This is a genomic window from Chitinophaga ginsengisegetis, assembly GCF_900168065.1.
GTDB classification, from domain to species: domain Bacteria; phylum Bacteroidota; class Bacteroidia; order Chitinophagales; family Chitinophagaceae; genus Chitinophaga; species Chitinophaga ginsengisegetis.
The window spans coordinates 3078889-3096459 of the sequence record NZ_FUZZ01000001.1 but is presented as its reverse complement, the minus strand read 5'-3'; the positions used below and the strand labels follow the sequence as shown (position 1 = coordinate 3096459).

Sequence of the window (17571 nt, the reverse complement as noted above, 5' to 3'; positions counted from 1 at the left end):
TAACCATATTGGTTGGCTCCCTTTTTTAATGCCATATCGCAATGCACGCTGCTGCCATTGTTAGCGCCAGTAACGCATAATAGGCTGCCTTCGTAAACGTTTTGTTAGTAAAGCGTATATTGATTAACGTTACCACTGCGAATATGCCGGTTTTAGGTATTACTTTATAATAATTAACGTGTGGATATTTCAGTGCCACCAGTATGATACCGGTCACCAGCAGGGCAATACCCAGGATCAATCCTTTGTGGTCGCGCACTTTTGTGTGGTAGTCGGACCATTGTGTCGCCAACACAGCGAGGTATCCTGCAAAACATCCAAAGTGTAAAAGCAGCACAATACTAAAGAGCATGGGATGTTTTTTTAGCGGTGGAAGAAAGATAGTAACCGCCCAGTGCCAGTAGCATTATAATCGCCACCAGGTGCTGAATCAGTTTGCCGGCTTCATAGGCCGGGTTGTGAAGTACCAGGCAGAAATCCATTACCGGAACAATAGTCCCTGCCAGCAACAGCACGCCCAATGCGCGGCGTTCACCGGTCCATAGTAGCCCCAGTATTGTAATACCGGAGAACAGGTCGCGGATGCCTTTGATATAATGAAAAGAGAAGTTCCCGTTTACAGGTACGCTGATGCCAAAACCGGCTTCGGCCGCCAGGGGATTCAGGAGAAAAAAGAGTCCGATAAATACCAGCAATATCCCAATAGATAAAGTGCTGTAGAAAGTGATTTTTTCAGAGGTGTTTTTCATTTGTTACATTTTTTTATGATGATGCAACAAAAGTAAAACCCGCGCTCCGCCGGTTCGTTCACCCAGGTTAATAAATTTACATCGACAGCCTTTTCCTGATCCGGCTTAAAGACGGAGGCTTTACCCCTACAAAGGAAGAGATATAATACTGCGGGATGCGTTGCTGCAGGTCGGGGTAGCTGTTGATGAAGTGAAGATAACGCTGCTCCGGCTGGTCGCCATAAAAAGAGCTGACCTTTTTGATGGCTTGTAAATACAGGTACTCGCAAATCAACCGGCCAAACTTTTCGCCTTCTTTTACTTTGCTGTAAATCAGCTGAAGATTTTCATAGGAGATAGCCAATATTTCGGTGGGCTCAATGCACTGGATGCTGCGCTGCGATGGAGAGTGGTCGAGAAAGCTTTCGTAGTTACAGGTAAATTCATTTTCCTTTCCAAAATCAAGCGTCACGTCTTCCCCGGAATCTTTGATACTGTGATACCGGATCAATCCTTTCTCAATAAATCCCGCTTCCCGGCAAACCTGTCCTTCCCGCAGGAAATAATCATTCTTCTGGTATTCCCGGCTGACAAACAAAGAGGAAACGAATGATTGCTCGGCTTCATCCATGCGGATGAAATGCCCGATAGCGTTGATCAGGTTAGTGTGTATGCTCATCAGTAAGACGGTTTATTTGTGCCTGTATGCCTTGTTTTTCGGTGTCGGTTTTGGCTAACTGCCAGGCTCTCTGAAAACTGGCTTTTGCTTTTTCGTTATCGATATTCCTGTACAGCTCACCGAGCAGCACATAATAGAAGTGGTTATTTTCCAGCTTTAGTTTTTCTGCTTCGGCAAGCGCTTCCTGCTGCCCGTTTGCTTTATAGAGGGCAAACGTGCGGTTCAGGGCTACACTGGGAGAGTAATTGATCATCAGCAGTGCATTGTATAACTGCAGGATCTCTTCCCATTTCTCCGGCGTATCCTCTTTCACACAGTGCCAGTAAGCGATCCTGGCTTCGAGGTGATAGGAACTTATTTCATTGCCTTCGGCAGAAAGCTGCAGGAAATAGATACCCTGGTTAATCAGTGCCTGGTCCCACAGCGCTTCGTTCTGTGCTTCATACAATACCACTTCGCCTTCACCGGCCTGCCTGGCATTGAAACGGGAAGCGTGAAAACACATGAGGGCAATGAGCGCATTTGTTTTAGGCAAATTGGTTTTGTCGTAGGCAGTAAGCATCAATCCCAGCCGCAGTGCTTCGAGGCAAAGATCCTGTTGCAGGATCTGGTTCTGTGTCTGCGAGTAATATCCTTCGCTGAAAAGAAGATAAATGATGTGCAGCACATTATCCAGTCGCTGTGGGATTTCACTTTCCGGCGGCAGCTCCATTTTAATCTTCTCTTCGCGCAGTTTTTCTTTCGCCCTGAATAATCTTTTATTAATAGTTTCCTTGTTGGACAAAAAGGCTTCTGCAATTTCATCTATCCCAAAACCGCAAAGAATGCGCAGTGCCAGTCCTATCTGCGCTTCGCTGGCAATAGACGGGTTGCAGATGGCAAAAAGCATTTGCAGCTGGCTGTCTTTGATATTCTCCTGCGAGAAATTTATCGCTTCGGCATCATCCACCAGTTCCTGCCGCGCTATTATTTCGGGCAATACTTTTTTATCAAATATTTTATTTCTTCTGAAATGATGCAATGTTTTTTGTTTGGCTACGGTATAAAGCCAGGCAGTAGGATTGGGAGGGAGTCCTTTAACGCCCCATGTTTCCGACGCGAGTAAAAATGTTTCACTCACAATATCTTCTGCTATCTCAATATGCTGCAACCCGAAAAGTTTGCTGATCACAGCCACCATTTTCGAGAATTCCTGCTTAAATAAATACTTCAGTGATTCGAGTTCCTTTTCCATACTAAAACAGTAAAAACCACTCTAACGAAAGAGTGGTTTTCTTTATTTCTCCTGATACTGGTTACGAAACTATTTCCCTGACTTCCACACAGCCTTTGGCATCCAATACCGGGCAGCCATGGGCCAATGTGGTAGCCTCTTCCAGCGTATCGGCCTGCACTACCAGGAAGCCGCCCAGGCGTTCCCTGATTTCTACAAACGGACCATCGGTAATCACGCCACCTGGCTTTAATACTTTTCCTTCTGTAGAAAGACGCCGGCCGTTACTCACCAGTTTGCCCTGTGCAGCAATACCACCTGTCCAGTCCTGCCACTTCTTCAACAGCGCCTGGAAGTCTTCCGCAGATAACTCGCGGTAGGCATATTCAGACTGGCGAAATAATAATAAGAATTCTTTCATCTCTTTATAATTTAAATCGTGGTGGAATATATGAATTAATTTGCTTTGGCGGCAAACATCCCTGGCTTGTAGCTTCCTGCTGAGGTGCGGAAGGCAACGTTAAGACGGTTATAACTGTTAATGGTAGTAACTGCTATTGTCAGGTCTACAATTTCTTCCTCTGAAAACTGCTGACGTACCTGTTCGTATACTTCATCCGGTACGTCGCCGTTGGTGAGCCTGGTTACTGCTTCTGCCCAGGCAAAGGCTGCCCGCTCACGATCGGTATAAACGGTAGCTTCTCTCCAGCCTGCCAGCATATAAATGCGTTGCTCTGTTTCTCCTTCTGCGCGTGCATCTTTAGAGTGCATATCGAGGCAAAATGCACAACCATTCATCTGTGATACCCGGAAGTAAATTAAATGCTGCAGGGATTTTTCAATGGATGATCCTGCAAGATACGCACCTACGCCATATAATGCTTTTACTGCGTTAGCTCCTTTTGTCAGAAGATTGATTCTCTGTTTCATGATTTATAAGTTTTATTGGTGATGAATTTGTTCGTTTATACACCAATAAGGATCGGGAAAAAGGAAATTGGACATCTTCCCCGGATTTTTTTTAAAAATATTTTTTAGGTAGATGGGTAGCTGGTTTTAAATGATGTGCCCGGTATAAGGATGCTGCCGTTGACCATCTTTTTGATGCCTGTGTGCCGGGACGGTACCTGCCGGCGGCAGCGGAACGGGAATTATTTTAGTGAATCAATTGTTAATCACACCTGCTTTCACAATTGCAAAACACTCCAGCGGGCCGGAATTTTTTCTTTTGACGGATGATTCTACACCATTATCCACGCATCGGAAAAATGCTGGCGCTTTTTATTTTTGTGCTGCCATTTACCGCTATATCCGTCAAAGCCCAGGAAATAAGACCCCTGTACAAGGACTCTATTCCCAACAGTATCGGGAAAACTGCACCGGCAGATGCCCCCACGATCACCATCTATAAGCCGGAAAAGCCCAACGGGGCAGCGGTGATCATCTTCCCCGGCGGCGCATACGCCTTCCTGGCCTTTGCTGAAGAAGGCACCAAAATAGCAGAAGCCTTCATTACAAAAGGAGTTACCGCCTTCGTGGTAAAATACCGGCTCCCTTCAGATGCCACCATGCGGGATAAAAGCATGGGCCCTCTCCAGGATGCGCAGCAAGCCATTAAACTGGTGCGGATGAATGCCGCGGAATGGGGACTGGATCCGCATAAAATAGGGATCGCGGGCTACTCTGCCGGCGGACACGTGGCCTCCACGCTGGGCACACACAGCGGGAGAAGCTATGTACCCAATAAAGAAAACACCGATCTGCGCCCGGATTTCATGATCCTGGTATATCCCGTGATCAGCATGAATAAAGACCTGGCACATCAGGGATCAAGCATCAACCTGATAGGAAATGAGCCCTCCAAAGAAAAAATTGCCTTCTTTTCCAATGAAGAGTGGGTGAACAATAATACACCGCCGGCCTATATCACGCATACCAGCGATGATGCAGTGGTGAATGTAAATAACAGTATCGCCTTTTACCAGGCCATGCTGAGAGGAGGCATTCCCGCTGAGCTGCATCTCTATCCCACCGGCAACCACGGCTTCACCCAACGCTTACCCGTAAACGAATGGCTGGATCCTATGGTGTGGTGGATGAAAAGAGGGGGCTGGATCCCCAACACCCCCTGATCTGATATTAAATCATGGCATAGCCGTGTGAACAGGTCGCGCAGCAGGCCGCGAATGCAGCAGCTTTATCAGGGGCCGTTCTACTTTGTAGTAGAAGAAAATGCCTACCGCCACCGCCAGTACCATATGCACGATCACAGAAAGATCGGCATTCATGAAGTAACCGGTGGCGGCATATATCTGCGCGATAAAATAATAAAAAGTATAGTGGGTCAGGTAAATGGAATAAGAAGCATCGCCTATCAGTAACCCCCATTTGTTATTCCAGAGCCTTGCCCAAACACCCCGCTGCTCCAGGAAAATACAACCGGCCAGGATACATGCACTGGGCAGGCCCCATAACAATACCCTTTTCAAACTGCCGGTACCGCTGGTCACGCTGCTTAGTTCAGAAATATTTCCAAAGCCATACACAATGTTATAAACGTATCCGCCAATGCCCAGCAATAGCAACAGCCCGGCCACGCCGGTAGCCACTTTTACGTGGCGGTACAGCCAGAAAATGATCACCCCGAAAAGGAACTCCAGCATGATAGGATTGGTGTAAAAAATAAGCCTGAAATCAGTTGGCTTCAGCAGCTGTCCCACCGTCACAAGCGCGGGAATAACAAGTAACAGCAATAAGGTTTTATATTTTGTACGGAACAGGATCAGGAAGAAGAAAAGGAAATAAAACCACCACTCAAAACTCAGCGACCAGCCCACCACCAGGATAGGCGCCAGCCACTTCTGCGAGTTCAATACCGGCAACATGAAAATGGTATCTCTCCATCCATAAAGAATAGCCGTGATAGGGTACATCCGGTCAAAAAAACAAAAGAATACCATATAGCACACACTGGCCACATAATAAATAGGGTTGATCCTGAGGAAACGTTTCTTCAGAAAATCCACTCCATCACGCGCACCAAAATAGTTGCTGGCTACATAACTGATTATAAACCCCGATATCCCAAAAAAGAGGTCCACGCCAATAGCGCCAAAGTTCTCCAGGAAATAAAATTTTTGCTGATGGGAAACGGTGAATGCTTCCTGTAAGTCGATGGCATGTACATGTACCACGAGGATAACTGCTACTGCCCTTAATAACTGTATGCTGTTAATCTTCATAAAAGGGATACTGATTGAGGGTAAAGGATGGCAACACCGGTCACTTTTGTGTAAAGCAAGTTAAACCGGGCGGCTGTAATTACACTTCAGTCAGTATCGGCTGGTTACTTACGTGCCCTGTTCCATGCTTCCCGGCTGATTGTAAACCAGTTAAGCATCGTTTGGTCCTCGTAAAAAGTGCCATCCAGGCTAAAGCCGGACTTCTCTAAAACGCGCTTCGACGCATCGTTTTTTACATCGGCCATGGCATAAATATTTTCCAGCCGGAGCCGGTTGAAGCCGTAGTCCAGGCAGGCATGTGCGCATTCAGTAGCGTATCCCTTTCCCCAGTATTTCTTTATAAAACGGTAGCCGAGGTCGTAGTAGTTAACGTGGCCATTGGTAGGTTCTTTTACCAGTTTTAATCCCGCCCATCCCACAAAGCGGTTGGTATCTTTTTCTATTACAGCCCATCTGCCAATGCCGTTCTCCCGGTATTGCTGCCGGATAAACTGAATAACTTCCCGCGATTCTTCTATCGTGCGCACCGGCTTGTTGCCCAGGTATAAATGCACCGCTTCGTCTGAATCCAGTTCAAACATGCCGGCGGCATCAGCAGGTATCAGTTCCCTTAAAATCAACCGGGGAGTAGATGCGAAAATCTCCATACACGTGTCATTTGGCGCCGAATTTAACGGAACTATTGAAAAGAACAAAAACGGGAATGTTTATTTGGTCATCAACAGGAAGTTACTTCCTGCGTCTGCTTCGTTGGATTTTTTCTGATACTGGTAAGGAGAGAAGCCCGCAAACTCTTTGAAGGCCCTGATGTAGTGGGACTGATCGGCATAATCATGCTCAAAGGCAATATCAGACAACTTACTGTAGTTGTTACTTTTTAATTGCTTTAAGGAATTCTGAAAACGGCATATCCGGGAAAATAATTTAGGGGAGATGCCAACGCCCTGTTTAAACCGGCGCTCAAAACTTCTTTCCGTTAGCTGCAACTGCTGCTGTAAGTCCTTTAACGCAATGCTGCCGCCGGAGGCGATGATCTGTGATAACGCAAAGTGTGTAACCTCATCTGAAGACGTGCTGTTTTCATTGATCTGCTTAAATAGAAAAGCGGAAATGATGGCGATCTTCTCCGTTAAAGAAGGGGTATTGCCTAATCTTTCTGCCAGGTAAAAATCTTTTGTAGCTGCCAGTATATCCAGGTCTAAACAGGAATTGGTTAACTCATCGGCATTCAAACCAAAAACAGATTTCAACGCATGCGGATAACAACACACCCCGATTGAACAGATGGTACCCGTTACATGCAGCTCGGTATACTTCGTGGTTTGACCATATAACAGCAAATCGGGTAACTCTTTGTTTTCCTGGTAGAAGGTACCGTTATCCGACTGCTGGATAATTAAACCCGGACAACCATCTGCCATTGGCCCCAGAATTTTAGGCACGTGGGCAACATCATCACTCTCCAGCGTCCAGAAATAACGGACGTGGTTTTTCAGATATGATGGCGGTGGTAGTTCCTGGTACTTCATTTTAGGACAGATGAATTATATTCAAGTTAAGAATTTTTAATGATTTCAGGATAAGCCACTAAATTTGAAGACTAATTAGTTCCCCCATGAGCATTACATTACACCGTTTTATCAGCAGCCTGGTATTGCTATTAACTACCAGTATCGGATTTGCTCAAAATAAAATAGTGGTTTTTCAATCGGATTTTGGTTTGAAAGACGGCGCAGTATCCGCCATGAAAGGTGTAGCCTCCGGCGTATCGTTCGATCTGAAACTATATGACCTTACCCACGAAATTCCTGCGTATAATATCTGGGAAGCCGCTTACCGGCTGGAACAAACGGTTCCCTACTGGCCCGCAGGCACCGTGTTTGTATCGGTAGTGGACCCCGGCGTAGGCACCAGCCGTAAATCGGTAGTACTCAAAACAAACAGTGGCCACTTTATCGTAACACCGGATAATGGTACACTCACCCTCATCGCTGCTTCAGAAGGCATCGCGGAGATACGTGAAATCAATGAAGCTGTGAACCGCCGCAAGGATTCGCAGCAATCTTATACTTTCCACGGCAGGGATGTATACGCCTATACCGGCGCGCGACTGGCAGCAGGCGCCATCACCTTTGAAGAAGTAGGACCGGTATTAGCCAAAGAGGTTGTAAAAATACCATACCAGGCCGCGGTACTGGAAAACGGAAAACTGAAAGGGAACATCTCTATCCTGGATGTACAATACGGTAACGTATGGACCAACATCAGCGCTGATCTGCTCAACCAGTTGCATCCTCAATACGGTGATATACTGCAGGTAACTTTTTTCCACAACGGGAAAAAAGTACATCAAACAGCGGCGCCGTATAGTCAAACTTTTGGCGCAGTGCCGGAAGGAAAACCATTGAGCTACCTGAACAGTTTACTGCAATTGTCTTTTGCGCTCAACCAGGGCGATTTTGCAGCCACCTATCATATCGGAAGCGGTAGTGAGTGGAGTGTAGAAGTAACGTTATCTCCCAAAAAATAAATCATTCAGATCAATCGTCGGGATTAGCACGCCAGTTTAATCTGGGAAGTAGATAAAGTAAACTGATGCCATAAATATCAGGTTGCCGCTTTGTTAAGCTCTTCATATAAGAGCCCTTGACTTCAATAGCGCCATTCTTTTTTTTGCCAAGCCCGATCCGCATGCCCAGGTTGCCTATCGGTCCTACTGCGTGCTGGGTAGTAGAATCCGTAAAGCTGCCGCCGTTACGGTCTTTGTACCTTATATTTACTGGTCCGTAATGGTAGGCCAGGCCGCCTCCCACAAAGAAACCCACCGCACTCTTATTATTCAGGGAGGAAAATCCGGCGAAGTTCAGGTTAATGATAAGCGGGATATCAATCATACTCCTGGGTTTTGTTTTAGGACCATCGTCCTCTTCACCGGTATAGTAATATACAATATTGCCGTCCGCATCATAATACCAATCAGTGTTGTCGTTGGCATCTCCGGAACCGCCAAATGAAAAGGGAATACCTACCGAAACAGTCATCTTATCTGTTTCCATCACATTGTAACGGATGGCATACGAGATGCTGAAGCTGGTAATGCTGCCGTTCCTGGAAGTGTGATCAATAAATGTGGAAAATCCTAAGCCGTGTACAAAACGTTGGGAGAAAACCGGTAAGCCGGCGATACAGGCAATTGCTAACAGTACAATTTTTTTCATACGGCGGCCGTGGGATTAGAGGATACCATATAAAGGTAAAGTAAAAAGCTATTGAAACGGAAGTCCGCCCCAATAGCTTTTTACAAACTTTTCTTGTGTTATTGTAATACGTCCAGTATCGGATGATCAATGCCCTGCAGCGTATTTGCAGCGGGCTTAATCAGTTCCAGTACGGTGATTTTATTGCTGCCTTTTTTCAGCCATTCAGCCGGTACATACAAGGTTTGTTGCGGACCTACCTGCCAGTATCTGCCCAGGTGATGACCGTTGATCCAAACGGCTCCTTTGCCCCACTGCGTCATATCCAGGTAGGTGTCGCCGGTGGTGGATAATGTAAAACTGCCTTCTTTCAATACCGGTGCATCGGTACCGGCAGCAGCAGGTTTTACTGCCGGCTGCACATCAAAGGGAAGCTTAAACTGCTGCCATTGATGAATGGCCTGACCGTTAAATAATACCTGGCCGGCAATACCTTTTTTATTTTTAAGAAGATAGGGGCCAAAATTGATACGTCCCAGATTTTCTACCAGGATGTCCAGGGTAACGGTGCCGGATGGAAGGGTTACCTCCACGCTGTCCTGTGCCAAACGGCGGTCCAGGATGGCTACTCTTTTACCATTCACAAACACGAGGCCGTAGTCGCGGAGATCTTTTATTTTCAGCAGGCCACTGTGTCCACCGGGAATAGTGGTGCGGTATAACACAAAACCATAAGCCTGGTTGAGATCTTCAAACGTTAACGGATCTATGCTTTTGATCGCTGCCGGCAGTTTATTGAATACTGCAGTACTGCGTTCAAAAGTGATCAGCGGCGTGGTGATCACCGGTTTCTTTGCAGGTACTTCCGGTAAAGTTACGCCAGCCGGGAGATGCCGGGCAATTACTTCGCGGAACTTCATGAATTTTGGCGTAGCGTTTCCTGCTTCATCCAGTGGTGCATCATAATCGTAGCTGCTGATCTGCGGCTCATAGGGACTCTTGTCATTATAGTTGGCGCCATTCATATAGCCGCGGGTAGTGCCACCGTGAAACATATACATGTTAATGGAAATGCCTGCTGCGAGTACACGATCCAACCTGTCGAGGAAGTTTTCATAGGGAATGGTATGGTGCTTTTGCCCCCAGGAATCAAACCATGCCGGGTACCATTCCGCAATATAAAAAGGCCCTTTGCCATTATGATTTTCTCTCACCAGCTGTTTTACTTTTTGCGGATCATCTATCCCGTTTACTGCGGGCAGCAAACCGGGCAAATGACCTTTAGCTACATCGGCAGCCGGATCGCAGGTATAGAGTAATCCGTCAAAACCCGCGTCAATAAACATCTTCCGGTTAATGTCCAGGTAACTTTTATCATTGGAATAAGAACCATACTCATTTTCAATCTGCACCATCAGGATGTTACCACCGTGGTTTACCTGTAAGCCCGACAATTGTTTTCCAACTTCCCTGATATAATTATTATAGGCTGCGAGGTATTGCGGTTCTTTGCTGCGTACTTCAAGACCCTTTATATTCTGCAACCAGTAAGGATATCCGCCAAATTCCCATTCTGCGCAGGCGTACGGACTGGGGCGCAATACTACCCACAACCCTTCTTCGTGCGCTATTTTTACAAAGGCGGCTACATCGTTGTTGCCGGAAAAATCGTAATGTCCTTTTTCAGGTTCGTGCATGTTCCAGAACACATAAGTGCCTATGGTGTTCAGTCCCATTGCCTTCGCCATTTTCAGGCGGTCGCGCCAGCTTTCCCGCGGTACGCGCAGGTAATGGATCTCTCCTGAAATCATCTGGAAAGGCTTGCCGTCCAACAGGAAGGTGGAATCTCCCAACTGGAAAGTGTGTTGTGCAAACAACTGTATGCTGCACAATATCATTAAAATTACAACGCTTAGTTTTTTCATGGTCTACTGTTTATTGCTTAGGTTACCTGTCAATGTAACTACTGACCGTGGCGGAATGTGAACAATGTTTCCGGAAATATAGCCTGGCTGCAGGTTTTCGGCTGCGCTGGTGGTATAGCTGCGCATACTGCCTGCTTTCAATCCTTTGCAGTGGATGCTGGCATTGGCGGCAGTGCGGCCGTTATTAATCACTACTATCCGGAGGGTATTATCTTTGTTTTTATAAGCAGACAGATAGAGGTCTTTCAACGCTGCGCTGTCGCTTATCTCTGCTTGTACCCTTATAGCGCCGGGTCTTATAAACCGGCTATAGTTACCTAACACCCACATCATTTTGGTATCGCGCAGCTGTCCGTCTGTTTTATCTTTATCTATATAAATCAATCCATCTTTATAATTATAGGGAGAAATGGCAAGCCACCACTGCCAGGCGGCAGCATTGGCGACGGTAAGGTCGGAGTGGATTACGCGCGCCATGTAAAGCGCCGCATCCATGCCGAGGTCTACGCCGGAGCCGTTTATTTCCCCGGCATTATCTCCCAGGATGCAATATTCCGATTGCCAGAATTCCAGTCCGTTCAATGCGGTGTGCAGCCGTTTTCGTATAGCGGTGGCCGTATCTTCGGGGGAAGTGGTAAAGTAACTATGTGCAGCAATTCCTTTGTATACATTGGGAAGATTACCTACATAAGTGCTGCTGCGTGGATTAAAGAATGCATTTATCTGTGAACCTTTGTCTGACTTGTCTTCCGGGGCATACAGGTAATTTATTTTTCCGGCTTCTGTAATCAGTATTTTAACCGGCAGCTTTGCTTCGCTGAAAGTTTTGCTGATAGCTTTTGTGAAGCCGGCAATCTGTTCGTTGTTATAGGGGCAGCCTTCCTGTCCGCCATCGCTCCAGTCCCACTGTGGTTCATTCACCGGGTTGATATAATTGAGGCTAACGCCAGTGGCTATACGTATTCCCTGCACTACTTCTTTCAAAAAAACAGCAGCCGCGGAATAGTTCTCCGGTGGAAGATTGCTTTGTCCTTTGTCTGCAAAGGCTTTGCCGTTGCGTGTAAACGCCACCGGCGGACTGTTCAGGAAGCCCAGGAAATCTGTAACGCCGCGTTGCTTCGCAGCCTGTAAAAACCACAGCTGTCCGGATTGTTTTTTCCAGTTATATGTATGATCCGGCTGGAGGAATGATTCCGCGCGGCGCCACTCATCTTTGATGCCACTGTTATCGCCCTGCTCTGCACTGCCGGCGCCAATATTAAAACGCCACATCGATAAGCCAATGCCTTTGGGCTGGCCGCTGGCAGTAGTATCGGAACTAAACAGCCAGTCGGCTATCTGGTTACGTTTGTTGTCCGGCCAGTTGCCGGTAAACTGGCCCGCCCACGCATCTGAAGCCGCGAAGTTGCGGATCGTTTGCGCGGTTTTATGTAGGTCGATGTTTACCTGGATAACGTTGCTGTTGCTTTGTTGAGATGATGCGGTATGCAGCACAAAGCACAGCGGCAGTGAGCAAATGATTTTTTTCATGTTCTTAAACGCTTTGTTTCACACAAAGCCGCCGGAAAATAGTAAAATGCCCGTTAAATATTTTTCAATTATGACAACCGGCAAGTTACGCAGCGGCTTTGTGTGAAGCGGATGAGTGTTTAATAGCCCTTGTTCTGCTCCAACTGTCCGTTGGAAGACAGTATTTCTGTTCTCGGAATCGGCAGCCAGTAATTTTTTTCAGCGAACAACCGGCCGGAAAGCGCTACTTTTCTTGTATACGTATATACGCCGCTGTTATTAACGGTAACGTCTACACCGTAGGCTGGCACATTGTCTGTTACAATAGCCGTTTTCCAGCGCCGTACATCATAGAAGCGATGTTCCTCAAACGCCAGTTCTATTTGTCTTTCACGATGAATGGCGTCCCGCATCTGGTCTTTACTCAGGCCGGGTACCAGTGCCGGTTGCTGCACGCTGGCGCGCTGCCGGATCTGGTTAACGGCGGCGTATACACTGGCATCAGGACCTACTGCTTCATTTTGTGCTTCTGCGTAGTTCAGCAATATTTCCGCATAACGTAAATAGATCCAGGGCTGTAATCCGGCTACGTCCCAGGGATTATCGATTGGGTTATTGTCGTCCATAAATTTGCGGAGATAGTAACCTGTTTTGGTAGAGTTCCAGTTGGAAGGACCATCCTTTCCATCTTTTCCACCGGGAGAAAATGTTTGTATGGTAGATCCCCTGTATGGTGCGCCGTTATAAAGAATAGTGGCGTAGAAGCGGGCATCCCTGTTCACATAAGGATTTTGCGGATTATAGCCGGAAGTTGGATCTGTAATCAGTTTACCATTCTTCATTTCATAGGCGTCTACCATGTTCTGCAGTGGTGTATTGCCTGCCCATCCGCCGTAGCCATTGGCGCCATTGGATATTTCCAGGCATACGTGGCGTGCACCTATGGCATATTGCCGCGCGAAAATGATTTCGTTGTTATCCGCTTTCAGAAATAACTGGCTGTAGTTTGCTGCCAGTGTATACCTCGAGAGGTCCATCACCGCTTTGGCTGCAGTAGCGGCTGCCTGCCAGGTGCCAACGTTATACAGCGGACTTGCGGCATATAATAACAGGCGTGCTTTCAGCGCCAGTGCAGCGCCTTGTGTGGCCCTGCCGGATTGCCAGCTGGCATCGTTGATAGCCGGCAGGTCTGCCGCTGCGGCGGTGAGTTCATTCACTGCATAATTCATAGATTCCTGCAGCGTGGCTCTTTTAAATAAAGCCGGGTCGGTGAGATTGTCGGTGAGCTGGTACTCTTTATCACCCATCAGCACCACACCGCCATAGTTGCGGATCAGGTCATGATACCGGAACGCGCGGATAAAACGTAATTCGGCAGTCAGCTTTTTACGCAGCGCGGCGCTCATTTCCACACTGTCGATGTTATTCAGTGCGTAATTACATTCCCGGATACTGCGATAGCTTCTTCCCCAGATAGTACCTGCAATACCGGTATTTTCCGGTGCAATTTGTCCTTGTTGAATGATCCAGGTATTATCGTCGTTGTTGTAAATGGATTCGTCGGTGATGGAGCTCCACAAACCGTATTCAAAGCCTCGTCCAAAACCAGGGTTAGTGCCTTCTCCTTCTTTATCCTGTAATTTAATGCTCAGATACCGGTTAATCACATAGTTCTGAAACAGGGAAGAGTCACCCAGTACGGCGTCTCCCAGGATACGATCGGTAGGCGTAATATTCAGATAGTCCTGCTTGCAGGAGGAAAATAATCCCGCAGCAGCTAAAGTTAAAGTGTATATAAAGTGAGTTGTTTTCATGACTGTTTTTTTTCTGGTTTAGAATCTAACATTTGCACCAACATTGATGATCCGTTGTTGTGGATAAAACTGTCCGCTTTCGCTGCTACCTTCCGGATCATAGTCTTTTACTTTGGTAATGGTGAAAAGGTTAAATGCGTTGGCATATATTCTCAAACTGCCGATGTTTATGCGGGACAAAAGATCCGATTTGAAGGTGTAACCGAATGATACATTTTTTAACCGCAGGAAGGACGCGTTGTTGAGCCAGAAATTATTTTGGTAACGGCCGCCATTCACAGAAGCGGAAGCGCGTTCGTCTACTCTCGGATAAGAACCGCTGGTATTGGTTGGGCTCCAGCGATTATCGGCCCAGCTGCTGTAATAGTTACCGATGGTGCCGGATTCCGGTAACACGTATTGGCTTACGTGCGATTGGCCGGTTAATAACAGGGATAAATCAAATCCTTTATAGTCGCCACCAAGTGTAATACCATAAGTGATTTCAGGAATGTTGCCATACTTTGTTCTCACCTGGTCGTCTGCATTAATTTTTCCGTCACCGTTAACATCCCGGTAGATCAGGTCTCCCAGTTGCGCACCAGACAGATGGGTGAATTTATTCAGGTCATCTGCTGTCCGGAAAATGCCGATCACATCATACAACAGGTAATTATTCATCGGGCCGCCGGTTTTGCGTTGATAAGACAAGGTACCGGGAGCTTCATCTATAAATACAATCTCGTTTTTGGCGTAGGTGATGTTACCGGAAATGTTGTAGTGAAAGCCACCACTGGTAGTGTTATCATAACCCAGCGTAGCCTCTATACCATTACTGTTTACCTTACCGATATTTTCGGCTGGTACCAGCGGCGTAGCAGGATCGTATGGATTTACAATACCGGAAGATTGTGGCAGTGAAGCATTCCGCTGGGTAAGGATCTTGGAACGTTTCTGCTGGAAATAAATAAATTCCAGGTTAAAGTGTTGCAGGAAGGCCATATTGAAACCCAGGTCCATTTTCCGGGCAATCTCCCAGGTAATATAAGGGTTACCCAGTTTGGTAAGATCAATACCGGGGATGATCTGACCGCCGATCACGTACTGGTTTACGAAAGAATAGTTATCGAAATACTGGAATAAGCCTACATTGTCATTACCCAGTGTACCATAGGAACCGCGCAGTTTCAGATCGTTGATAAAGCTTACATTCTTAAACCACTCTTCTTTTGAAACGCGCCACCCGGCAGATACGGAAGGGAAGAAGCCATACTGCTCACCTTTCGGGAAAATAGAGGAACCATCATAACGGGCCTGTACTTCCAGCAGGTATTTTTCCATATAGTCATAGGCAATTCTGCCGAAATAACTTTTCCTGGTGAAGCTGTAACTGGTGCCGGAATTATTTTTGTCGGTGGCGGCGGATCCTCCCTGCGACATCTCCGGCGTTTGCGGTGTCGGGAAGTTTAAGCGCGACGCACCCAGTGTATCCCGGCTGGTTTTGCTTTGCTCATAACCAACAAGGGCCGTTACATTATGCTGGCCAAAACGACGGGCAAAGTTCAGTTTAATATTGGAAGTGATCAGCGTCATGTTCCGTTGCTGCTGTGTAAGCGAAGCCAGTCCATTGGAACCACCTACCACTGTTTTGTCGTACGATTGGGTAGCCTGGTTATAGGTATATACTTTATAAGGAGTGCTGAAGCTTTTATTGGAGCTCCAGGATTTATCGGCCGATAAATATCCGTCCAGCGATAATCCTTCCACGCCTGGTATCGCATAAGATCCTTTCAGGATACCATTAAACACCTGTGTAGGATTGCGGGCAGTACCGCCGGCATCCGTTACCTGCATCACCGGGTTATTGTTTTCAATACCGGTGGTAGGCAATCCGTTCGGATACCTGTCCAGTACCGTTGGGTAAGCGCGGTAAATACCCCTGAAGATGTTGTCTGCAGTGGTGGTAGGATAAACGCGGTCTTCCTCCCTGCCGGATAAATACAGGCTTACCTTTAATCTCTTGGTAACATCCGCATCAATATTGGACCGGAAATTATACTGGTTGTATTTGGTCACCCCGTTTTTATACAATCCATTCTGACCAATCATGCCGAGTGAAACATAGTACCGTACATTTTCACCACCGCCATTTACGGAAAGACTATGCTGATTCTGGGTAGCCACTTTCTTCAGGGTAGCTTTCTGCCAGTCGGTGTTAGGATAATTCACTGGGTCGGAGCCGTCACGGAATTTCTGGAGTTGTTCGTCGGTATAAAACTGGTTCATACCGCCTGCAGGGTTATTATAATACTGGATTTCATTCCTGATCTGTGCATAGGTGGCAGCATCGGCCATTTTAGGCAACCGGCTGGGAGATGAAAATCCCTGGTTAAAGCTGTAATTGATCACCGGTTTGCCGGTTTTACCCCGTTTGGTGGTGATCAGCATTACGCCATTGGCCGCCCTGCTACCATAAACCGCTGCAGATGCGTCTTTCAATATCGATATGCTTTCAATATCGTTGGGGTCCAGTCGTTCCAAACCGCCTATTTGTCCGGGTACGCCGTCTATTACCATCAACACATCGTTATTGCCGGTGGTGGCCAGTCCGCGGATGGTGATGCGGGAGCCATCATATCCCGGCTCGCCGGAACGGTTGTTGGCAATAATCCCGGAGAAGCGGCCGGTGAGGGCATTGGACACGTTTGGCTGTGGGCTCTGCACAATATCAGCCCCTTTTACCACGGAAATGGAACCAGTCAACGTAGCTTTCTTTTGAGTGCCATATCCCACTACTACCACTTCATTTACACTTTTGCTCAGTGAGGTGAGCGCTATTTTTAAGGGAGACAGGTTCCTTACAGGCACCGTCATCGCTTCATAGGCGATGTGGTTGAATATCAGGGTATCGCCCGGCGCGGCGCTGAGCGAAAATTTACCCTCTGCATCTGTCAGGGTACCGGTAGCTTTATTTTTTACACGTACCGTAACACCAGGAACAGGTTCACTGGCATCGGTTACTTTTCCCGTAATGGGAGTTTGTTGTGCCTGCACGCTCATTCCCATCAGTAATAAGGTAAATACCAGCATGATTTGAAGGAAAGGTTGGCACCGTAATAGGACAAACTGACGGTCCGTTCCGGATTGAAGTTGTTTCATAACGCAATAATTTAATGAATTGGAAGAGTGGAATACTCATTTTGGTTGCACGGAAGATGCACGCATCTTTTCATGATACCCGCAATGTACTATGCCGGGCAGACATCATAGAGGGGGTAAATCATT

General features: G+C 46.9%; 16 protein-coding genes. 2 read left to right on the top strand and 14 right to left on the bottom strand.

All coding sequences use genetic code 11. The features are described from left to right. Window positions 1-25: 25 nt before the first annotated feature. The 6 genes from B5Z18_RS12210 to B5Z18_RS12185 all read right to left on the bottom strand — a co-directional run bounded on the left by B5Z18_RS12210 (window position 26) and on the right by B5Z18_RS12185 (window position 3550). The gene (locus tag B5Z18_RS12210) at window positions 26-352 is read right to left on the bottom strand and encodes a hypothetical protein (RefSeq protein WP_079469616.1); all 327 of its coding nucleotides are present in this window, start codon (window positions 350-352) and stop codon (window positions 26-28) included. Beyond that, window positions 342-749: a DUF4267 domain-containing protein gene (locus B5Z18_RS12205; protein WP_079469615.1), complete on the bottom strand. Its 408-nt coding sequence runs from the start codon at window positions 747-749 to the stop codon at window positions 342-344. Before B5Z18_RS12205 ends, B5Z18_RS12210 begins: the two co-directional genes overlap by 11 nt. Before the next feature lie 76 nt (window positions 750-825). After that, window positions 826-1407 carry a Crp/Fnr family transcriptional regulator gene (locus B5Z18_RS12200; RefSeq protein ID WP_235015913.1) on the bottom strand — a complete coding sequence of 194 codons (582 nt, stop codon included), beginning with the start codon at window positions 1405-1407 and terminating at the stop codon, window positions 826-828. Continuing rightward, entirely contained in the window at window positions 1391-2641 is a 1251-nt protein-coding gene (locus tag B5Z18_RS12195; protein WP_079469614.1) for an RNA polymerase sigma factor, read from the bottom strand. The genes B5Z18_RS12200 and B5Z18_RS12195 overlap by 17 nt, the downstream gene beginning before the upstream one ends. Before the next feature lie 61 nt (window positions 2642-2702). Next, window positions 2703-3041 carry a YciI family protein gene (locus B5Z18_RS12190; RefSeq protein ID WP_079469613.1) on the bottom strand — a complete coding sequence of 113 codons (339 nt, stop codon included), beginning with the start codon at window positions 3039-3041 and terminating at the stop codon, window positions 2703-2705. Between the two features lie 35 nt (window positions 3042-3076). Next, on the bottom strand, window positions 3077-3550 hold the full coding sequence (locus tag B5Z18_RS12185) for a carboxymuconolactone decarboxylase family protein (RefSeq protein ID WP_079469612.1): 474 nt from the start codon (window positions 3548-3550) through the stop codon (window positions 3077-3079). Window positions 3551-3855: 305 nt separating this feature from the next. Here B5Z18_RS12185 and B5Z18_RS12180 point away from each other — a divergent pair, with 305 nt between their 5' ends. Then, on the top strand, window positions 3856-4752 hold the full coding sequence (locus B5Z18_RS12180; RefSeq protein WP_079469611.1) for an alpha/beta hydrolase: 897 nt from the start codon (window positions 3856-3858) through the stop codon (window positions 4750-4752). A 12-nt stretch (window positions 4753-4764) separates the two neighbouring features. On the opposite strand, the gene B5Z18_RS12175 is transcribed toward B5Z18_RS12180, so the two are convergent. The 3 genes from B5Z18_RS12175 to B5Z18_RS12165 all read right to left on the bottom strand — a co-directional run bounded on the left by B5Z18_RS12175 (window position 4765) and on the right by B5Z18_RS12165 (window position 7391). Beyond that, complete coding sequence (locus B5Z18_RS12175; RefSeq protein ID WP_079469610.1) at window positions 4765-5862, bottom strand: acyltransferase family protein; 1098 nt, start codon at window positions 5860-5862, stop codon at window positions 4765-4767. 104 nt (window positions 5863-5966) lie between these two features. Beyond that, complete coding sequence (locus tag B5Z18_RS12170; protein ID WP_079469609.1) at window positions 5967-6509, bottom strand: GNAT family N-acetyltransferase; 543 nt, start codon at window positions 6507-6509, stop codon at window positions 5967-5969. Window positions 6510-6569: 60 nt separating this feature from the next. Continuing rightward, window positions 6570-7391, bottom strand: coding sequence for a helix-turn-helix domain-containing protein (locus B5Z18_RS12165; protein WP_079469608.1), 822 nt, complete (start codon window positions 7389-7391; stop codon window positions 6570-6572). A gap of 86 nt (window positions 7392-7477) precedes the next feature. Here B5Z18_RS12165 and B5Z18_RS12160 point away from each other — a divergent pair, with 86 nt between their 5' ends. After that, the gene (locus B5Z18_RS12160) at window positions 7478-8392 is read left to right on the top strand and encodes an SAM hydrolase/SAM-dependent halogenase family protein (RefSeq protein ID WP_079469607.1); all 915 of its coding nucleotides are present in this window, start codon (window positions 7478-7480) and stop codon (window positions 8390-8392) included. A gap of 10 nt (window positions 8393-8402) precedes the next feature. On the opposite strand, the gene B5Z18_RS12155 is transcribed toward B5Z18_RS12160, so the two are convergent. From B5Z18_RS12155 to B5Z18_RS12135, 5 genes are all read right to left on the bottom strand, one after another. Beyond that, on the bottom strand, window positions 8403-9080 hold the full coding sequence (locus tag B5Z18_RS12155) for a hypothetical protein (protein ID WP_079469606.1): 678 nt from the start codon (window positions 9078-9080) through the stop codon (window positions 8403-8405). Window positions 9081-9178: 98 nt separating this feature from the next. Further along, a complete protein-coding gene (locus tag B5Z18_RS12150) occupies window positions 9179-10984 on the bottom strand; it encodes a glycoside hydrolase family 35 protein (protein ID WP_079469605.1) in 1806 nt (601 codons plus the stop codon). Window positions 10985-10987: 3 nt separating this feature from the next. After that, a complete protein-coding gene (locus tag B5Z18_RS12145) occupies window positions 10988-12514 on the bottom strand; it encodes a glycoside hydrolase (protein ID WP_079469604.1) in 1527 nt (508 codons plus the stop codon). Between the two features lie 119 nt (window positions 12515-12633). Then, window positions 12634-14307 carry a RagB/SusD family nutrient uptake outer membrane protein gene (locus B5Z18_RS12140; protein ID WP_079469603.1) on the bottom strand — a complete coding sequence of 558 codons (1674 nt, stop codon included), beginning with the start codon at window positions 14305-14307 and terminating at the stop codon, window positions 12634-12636. Between the two features lie 18 nt (window positions 14308-14325). Further along, window positions 14326-17445, bottom strand: a complete 3120-nt coding sequence (locus B5Z18_RS12135) for a SusC/RagA family TonB-linked outer membrane protein (protein ID WP_079469602.1) — start codon at window positions 17443-17445, stop codon at window positions 14326-14328. Between the last annotated feature and the right edge of the window lie 126 nt (window positions 17446-17571).